Raw genomic sequence first — 7748 nt, 5'->3', positions numbered from 1 at the left:
AGCTTCTCGCTGACATCCTCGCCGATCCGATGCAGGTCGTTGCGGCAGCAAGGACAGGCATGGTCATCGATATCGACCACGATCTCGATGCGCGGCAGATGGGCTGGCAGCGCACCTCTGTTTGTGCGCCGCTTGGCAACTTGCGCCTGTTGCAGAGCAGTGGATGCTTGTTCCTTCTCTTCCAGCCAGACAGCCTCAACTTGCTCGGCCTCTTCAAGACCAAGCAGAAGCTGGTCCTCGGGAAGCGTCTCGGCACGACGGCCGAAGCGGTGGCGCTGCAATTCCTTGATGATCTGACGAAGGCGGGCATTCTCTGCCTCGCGCGAAAGCACCATGCCGTCGATATGGTCCTCTGGATTTCATGAGCCTTCTCCGATTGAGGCCCACAGAGCGTATCAGTTTCTTCGTATCCCGTGGTCCAGCCCGAGGGGTTCACTCCAATCCCGGCTCAGTTCCGTGTCATCGTGACCCGTCGTCCGAAGTATGCGTGCCGCGCCTGCACCGACGGCGTCGTGCAGGCTCCGGCTCCGGCACGCCTGATTCAGGCAGGTTTGCCGACGGAGGCCACGGTCGCCCTGGTCTCCAAGTACGCCGATCATCTCCCCCTGTATTGGCAGGCTCAGATCATGAGCCGCCAAGGCACGTCGAAAGAACCATCCGGCCGATAGCCCTCAATCGTACGAACGCGCTCCAAAATCTGGTTCACTCGATGAGCCGGCGCGGGAACTGCCACGACAATGCCGTGGCTGAAAGCTTCTTCAATCCGTTGAGCGAGCGGATACGCCGAAAGGTCTATCGCTCTAGGGACGAAGCCAGGCAGGATGTCTTCGACTACATCGAGATGTTCTATAACCCGAAGCGCAAACATGTCAGGAACGGGATGCTACGCCCGTCGAGTTCGAAAAAGCAGCAGAAAACCTAACCCGAGGGCGTCTACGCAACTCGGGGCTATTCAAGACTCACTTTTTCAATAACCTGGGGAACACCCTCATGCGCAGCACCTCCGCGACTTGTCGTAAAGGTCGAGTGAGTCGCCAACTCGAGCTATTCAGGATCGCCGCGTTTTGTTCCAAGAGTTCTAGCTCACGCAACGACGACGCTTCGAGATTTTGTTTCAATCTGTCGGTGAGCTGGATCCAATCCCGCTCCTTTTCCTCCATCTCCATGGTCAATGACCCTAGCTTCGCCTCGCTGCGTGTCAGTGTCAAGGCTCGGGCATTCTCGACAGCCTGCAGAGCCAACGAAGCTGATGCAGCTGTAAATGAATCAAGTTTTGACGTTTGCTCAGCCCGCAGCAAGTTCGCGAATTTCGAATAAAAGCTATCGTCAACTGCTTCTGAGTACCGAGATTTCAAGTCGCGGCTAACCTCCCTCAGCCGGCATAGTTCATCCTCTATTCCGGTCTGGTCTTCGAACTGTTGAAATGGGGCGGCTTGCATCTTGTCAAATTCGATCGGCTGCCCAGTGTCGTAAACGAATACAGGTTTATCGGAAACTGCCGCATCGACAACTAGACTGGATGGTGATGTGACCACCATATCTACATATGGCATTACGCGGGCCAATGGAGTGTCTGAAAGCACGCCGGCCAATTCGTCAAGGATACGCACGTTCGTGTTTCGAACGGCTGCAAACGTCTCGGCGCTGTCCGCGGGATGCGGGCGGATAAGGAAGAGTGTTCTCTCATTACGTGTAATAGCGGATTCCAACTCGCCTAAAAAACGATCACTAATGTTGTCGATTCCCCAGCGCTCACGAAGGTTCTTTGTCCCAACAAGTATCGTCCGATCGTAGCTGGAGGCATCGAAACCGAGCCTCGCAGCGAGCCCAGGGTAAGGTCCGATCAACTGATCACTGAATTTTGGTGATCCAATCGGAAATGCCTGTTCAGGCGGAAAGACACCCCAGGGCACTTCCGCTTCAAATATCTTGTGTTTTCGATCGTTCAGGCGCCGCTCGTCTTCTCGGCCCCACGTAAGTACACGCTCAGAGGCAAACGTGAGAATTCGACCCGCAAATGATCGTGGCCAGACACCATGCTGCAGCAAATATGTGTGGCATCCATGGAGACGCGCAACGGCAACCGTCTCATGGGATTGTAAGTGCCCCCATCCCACAGACGACTCGGCCCCAGAAATTAATAATTCACCCTTCAAGTCGTGCCAAGGTAGCTCGCCCACATCAGAGTATTCGACTACCTCAACTCCTGTCCTCGCGAGGAAGGACCTGATAGCACGAAAAATGTCAGGGAAAATGAACTCGGGTCGGATCAAAAACCGGCAGTTTTTTCGAGGTATAACGTCTAAAAGCGGTCGCAGTAGAGACCACTCCTGGGCGTGATGAATGTTGAAATTAAAACGACGACCGTTGTTGCTCCCGAACTGAACGCGCTTTGTTTTTCGATATGCAACGTCAACGATGAAGTCGATGGCCGGTTGGATGTCGCTAAAAGCTCCCGTTGTTTCCTTCTTTTCAAAAACTAGATAAATAGGCTCTCCGGCTTCGGCATCCGAAAAGAGGTCTGAGGCGATCCACCGGTGGATTAATCGGTGTTCATCTGTTGTGGGGAAGGATTTCCGGGTCGTGCCGCTCGCAAACGCATTTCGCTGCATAAGTCGCAATCCGGCGGCTTCAAAGGCTCGTGTCCATGTCGGGATTGGCATGAGCGTTGCATGGAGGAGATTATCAAATGCGCTCGGGCGAGTTGAGATTGACACGACCAAAAAACGGTTTGTCAGGATGGCCAAGTTGTGAACGGCCCTTGCAACATGCTCCCTATCGATGTGTTCAAGTACGTCAAAGCACGTTGTTAGATAGGGACCTCGTGCCGGATCAACTGCTCTCAACACGCGATCAAGTTGGTCTCGCCCAAAGTCAGAAAGGTTGAAGTTGATCACATTGGAGTTTGGCAGACTCCCGAAGTCGGTTGTAGTTGTTTCAATGCCGTATTTCTTCAATTCTCTGCCTAAGCCACCGCTCCCTCCGCTGACGTCGAGCAACCTAGTGCAAGTAAAGCCTTTACAGAACTCTGCAACGAGGGGCGGCAAGACATTTCGGTCAAAGCTCGTGTGCTGTCCGCGACGCAGACGGTAAGCATCATTATAGACCGCTGAATAGTCGGTAACGGAAGCGTACATGGAGGAGTCCTGCATCGTGGGGTCAGATCGGTTTACCCAGATTGAATGTTAGTGCATTCGGTATTGGTGTACGATTGATTACCGACGTCTGAAATGCGTAGCCGGCCAAGGCGGCCTGCAGTCCACCGATGACTGCGGTCGATGACGTCCTTCGCCTCTCTGATTTCGCCATTGAGCAACTCCTCGCAGACCTTTCGGACTTGCTTCGATTGGATAGATCTCCGCAACCGGCACGCCGTAGTCACCCTGTTCCAGGATCAACGTTTCAGGATCGACGCTTTTATGCGTCTGAAAACTGCTATACCTTCATCGTCACTTCCGTCCTTTCCCAGCGAGGAGATCAACGGCAAAACTCTGCCGAAAAGCAATCCAATGAGGGGTTAGAACAGCAGCAGCGGAGCGGATCGTTTGAGTATTCGAACGGCCTTGCCAACAGCCTTTAATCCACGCCCCACTGCCCGCACAGGGAACGACGCACGCCAAGACGAGCTGGCATAGACCGCATCCAGATCAGCCTGCAACCGCTTTTGTTCCGCATGAGCGTCTGAAAGCGCCATCCGAGCGGCAGCTAAATCATTAGTAGTGGCAGCTAAATCGTTGGAGGCGGCAGCTAAATCATTGTTGATCGCTTCTATTGCCAATTGTTGACCCACGACCAGTTTTCGATTTGCTACGATCTCTTCTTCAAGCGGAGTGGAGCTGAGAGACCAGACGTTGGTCTTTTCGTCCGATGCCCGGCTTGAGGTTCCGCTAAAGGGCATGATGTTGTCGACGACAAGCGCTTCACGCCCGGTTATCTTGCGGCTGCCGAGTTCGTTCCTGACTACAGGGAGCTTCCGGAGAATGCAGAGGGAGTTTACGAATTCGACGGAATGGATTGTCGCCAAGTCTCCTTCGTCAAACGTGACCGAATATTTTCTAGAGAACGCAGAGAGAGCTTCGATGCGGTCGCGTGGTAAGCCCCAATGCTCTTTGTTTACGACATCGAGCAGCCGCTTGAAAAAAGACATCGAGGAGTAGGGATCATTAAACCCTCCCTCGTAGCCTGCCCAATAACTGCAATGCAGATCCTCCGCAATATATATTCCGCCCTCGGCCAAATTTCCGAAGTATCGAGCGAAGGAGCGCACGATGTCCGACGACATGTGAGACCCGTCATCGATAATAATGTCGTATTTTGAAGAACAGGAGAGGATTTTACTTTGGGTTTCGTCCGAGTTGGAGTCGCCGACGATTACCTCAATAACATTGTCCTCGAAACGCAATTGCGAGCAATCCGGATTGATATCGCAGCCAACAATGGCCTCGGCCTTGGCAAAATACTTTCGCCATATTTCAAGCGAGCCGCCATTCATGACTCCGATTTCAAGTAGCCTAACCGGCTTGTTGCGGAAAGGCGCAAAAAGCCGTTCATAGACGTCGAGATAGATCGACCACTTGTCGGAAACTTTGCCGTCGTGCTCGATGTAAAGCTTGTGAAGTTTTCCGGTGGGGTTCAGCACCGCCCCTGTTGTTGTGGTCATTTCGAGTGATCCGGCCGTTTTGCGGCGCATACTACCTCCCTGACTCGATCTACCAAGCCGGCTGTTTCGACCCACGATACCCGCGAACTTCGCATCTGAATACGAAAAATGCAGGATTTTATCCACAATATCGAAGCGCGGGCGAGTTAAGCAGCTTTCCGCGCCAAGGCGTCTCAAGCAGGCGGCCGAACCCACCGCATGGCCTCGCTGCCGCAATTTCAGCTTCCTATGGGCTAGGGCCAAGTCGTGCATGATTGCTCGCGTTTCAGCTCTGTATTCCATCTTCCGATGGCGTCTGTAATGAAAGCTCGATATCCGCCTTGGTCGCCCCGTCATCGTCTGAAAGACCCATCGCGCCAATAACTTCCACCAGGGGATTGCCTCCCAGCTCATTTCTTTGGCTATGTTTCGGGTTGTTCTGAACGATTCCCCTCCCTTGCAACCGCCAAAAATGCGCGCGCATCCACTCAAATTGCCAAGTAGTGAAGGCGCACCAGGCGAGCCGGGGAATCGGACCCCGCTTATTCAGCTTGGAGGACTGTGAAAGACTTAGTAAAAACAATGCAACGTGTCGCTTGTTAAAGTTCGCGGGTGGTATAGTACCACTCGAGAAATGACACGGAGAAACCCATGGCGTGCGCTATGGCGATTGACCATTGCGTTTCGCTGCCTCCCATGCTCACAGGAGGAAGGGCTATCACTGTAAGAGTTCGCGGTTTGTCAATCGAGGCCCTAAAACTCTTACGCGGAGATGGAGAGGCATTTCGCTACCGCTTGCGTATCCTATGTCGCGTCCGGACGGAGTGCAAAATTTCGTATAAGGGGCGTTGTTTCGGCACCTCACGCAGCTGACTCGCAAAATCGCTCTAAAGACGTAGCCTCGTTAAGGCCGAACGCTGTGGCAAGAACGCCACGAAAAATCTGGAGGCTCGATTGTCGCCCGGCCTCAAGCGCCAACCGGTTGGTAACGACGACCTCTAGCGTCTGCCATATGCTTTTTCAAAATCCAATTGCGTCACGAATTAAGAAATGCGAATGCTCGTCTCGATTTGCGTTGGATGTCCTGATGACAATTTATTCGATATGGCCAGCGTTTGCCTCCGTGACGCTCATTCTGATCATAGCTGGGCTGCCAGCATTTGGCCGAGTTGGGTTTGCTACGAACCCGGAAGCAAGATTCAGAAGTTTAGACGGGGCGCGAGGATTTCTGGCGCTGGCGGTAGTTCTTCACCATAGCGTCATCTACTATCGCTTCCTTCGCGATGGATCGTGGGTAGTTCCACCTTCCAGGTTCTATACGCTCAGTGGTCAGATCGGCGTTGCTTGCTTCTTTATTATCACTGGATATCTATTTTGGGGTAAGGTTGTCAGGGCAAGGGGAGAGTTGGATTTCCCACGTCTTATGATGGGAAGGCTTTTCAGGCTCGCTCCGATTTATCTGCTGATGACCGCAGCAGCTATTGCAATCAATTTCTTCCAGTCCGGTGGAGAGATACTCATTTCGCCAACGGAATACGTGATGCAGGCTGCCCAAAATCTGTCCTTTGGGCTGTTTCCATTCACAGAGATGAACGGACACAACGGGCTTTCTGTTGCGACAGCGGGCGTTACCTGGACCTTGCAATACGAATGGCGCTTTTATCTAAGTCTTCCGCTGCTCGCCGTTTTTGCGACGAGCGATCGTAGCCATCTAGCGTTCGCAGCGTTTTGCCTGCTGGCTACCCTCTTAATCGCGCTCATCGACCCCAGTACGCAATTTGTTCTATATTCGTTTTTCGCTGCGGGTATGCTATGCGCATCACTCGAGAAGAACGGCTGGGTACTGAGAGCAAACCCGCACGTTTTGTCCTTAGCTGTAGTGGTCATTTTCCTTTCAATTTTTCTGACGACCGACACAGCCTATGTGCCTTCAGTGACCCTACTGCTTGCGGGTGCAGCTTACTTCCTGATTGGCGGGGCATCCATCTTCGGAGTCCTTGTGTCGAAGCCGGCCGTTAGATTAGGCGAAATCAGCTATGACCTTTATCTGCTGCAGGGCATTGTTCTTTTTCTTATATTCTCCGTTCGCCCGATAAAAGAGTTTGGATTGGCATCCGACCTTAATCATTGGGTCGTGATCTTGGTTGCGTTGATGGTTCTGGTCATTGTATCGCTTTGCGCCCATCTCTTGATTGAACGACCAGCCGTCGACTTCGGATGCAAGCTGCAGAGACGACGAGAGTCGATCGCCGCGAGCCTTACTTCTTAGGCCAGACCCCAGCGATGGCCCGCACCTCCACGCAGCGCGTTGTATCCTTTGGCTGGCTCCGTTGCAGTAGCGCTGCCGCCTCGACGCACGTCGGAATGGGGTCACGGATGGACGCTTGAGAGCTTGATCATAGCTCATTGCTTCAAAAAGTTGGCGCTGTGTCGAGATAAATGTTGACCGAAAGAGAGACTCGCTCCATTTCAGAACAAGCGCAGGCGGGAGCTTTCACCAAAACATTCGGCCCAACGAAACCTCGGTCGAGGAAAGCCACCGCACGCGCAGAATCGTACTGGATCCTCGGCAACTGGCAGATGACGGCTACGGCCTCAAGCTGTGGTGCCGAGCATGCTAGAGAGGGGAACGTGTCAAACGGTCAATCGGCACTCAAAATTTTTTGGCACTGGAGTGCGCCCCTGAGGGTGGACAGGGATCAAGCTGCTGATTTGCCAGTCTGCCGGATATGTTGATCCTCGAACTGTTTGGGGCTCAAGTAGCCGAGCGCTGAATGAAGCCGGCGTTTGTTGTAAACCTCCTCGATGAAGTGGGGAAGGTGGTCGGCGATATCCTCGAAGGTTTCGAACGCCATCGGATAAACCGCCTCGAGCTTCAGTGTCTTCATGAAGCTCTCGGCCTTGGCGTTGTCATAGGGGCGGCCCATCGAGCCAATCAGGCCGTTGACGGTCAGTGTGTCGTAAGCGCTGTTTTGCCCCCACCTTCCGGATCAGCGTTTGATTGTCGATGTTGAGGCTCGAAAGAGAGCTTGAACATATGTCGATTTCAGAGCTTACGCTTAAATCTAGCGATGAACCGGTGCGCCGGTTTGAGGTATTCACAGGCAAA

General features: G+C 53.1%; 3 protein-coding genes and 4 pseudogenes. 3 read left to right on the top strand and 4 right to left on the bottom strand.

Features of this window, described 5'->3' with window-relative positions:
* Positions 1-335 (bottom strand): annotated as a pseudogene (locus AB4048_RS28215) (IS66 family transposase); the annotation flags it as partial.
* A 105-nt stretch (positions 336-440) separates the two neighbouring features.
* Between AB4048_RS28215 and AB4048_RS28210 the strand changes: the two are divergent.
* Both AB4048_RS28210 and AB4048_RS28205 read left to right on the top strand, forming a co-directional pair.
* A pseudogene (locus AB4048_RS28210) lies at positions 441-659 on the top strand (IS66 family transposase zinc-finger binding domain-containing protein); the annotation flags it as partial.
* A 35-nt stretch (positions 660-694) separates the two neighbouring features.
* Positions 695-922, top strand: a pseudogene (locus AB4048_RS28205) (IS3 family transposase); the annotation flags it as partial.
* A gap of 37 nt (positions 923-959) precedes the next feature.
* On the opposite strand, the gene AB4048_RS28200 reads toward AB4048_RS28205, so the two are convergent.
* Both AB4048_RS28200 and AB4048_RS28195 read right to left on the bottom strand, forming a co-directional pair.
* Complete coding sequence (locus AB4048_RS28200) at positions 960-3137, bottom strand: hypothetical protein (RefSeq protein WP_442205261.1); 2178 nt, start codon at positions 3135-3137, stop codon at positions 960-962.
* A gap of 380 nt (positions 3138-3517) precedes the next feature.
* On the bottom strand, positions 3518-4690 hold the full coding sequence (locus AB4048_RS28195) for a hypothetical protein (RefSeq protein WP_442205260.1): 1173 nt from the start codon (positions 4688-4690) through the stop codon (positions 3518-3520).
* Positions 4691-5726: 1036 nt separating this feature from the next.
* Here AB4048_RS28195 and AB4048_RS28190 point away from each other — a divergent pair.
* Positions 5727-6908: an acyltransferase family protein gene (locus AB4048_RS28190; protein WP_442205259.1), complete on the top strand. Its 1182-nt coding sequence runs from the start codon at positions 5727-5729 to the stop codon at positions 6906-6908.
* Between the two features lie 430 nt (positions 6909-7338).
* Here the strand turns inward: AB4048_RS28190 and AB4048_RS28185 are convergent.
* Positions 7339-7563: pseudogene (locus AB4048_RS28185) on the bottom strand (integrase core domain-containing protein); the annotation flags it as partial.
* Positions 7564-7748 lie beyond the last annotated feature (185 nt).

The sequence above is a fragment of the Rhizobium sp. RAF56 genome (assembly GCF_052113965.1).
Lineage (GTDB): Bacteria > Pseudomonadota > Alphaproteobacteria > Rhizobiales > Rhizobiaceae > Rhizobium.
The sequence above is the reverse complement of the archived record's forward strand: the minus strand, read 5'-3'. Positions and strand labels throughout refer to the sequence as shown.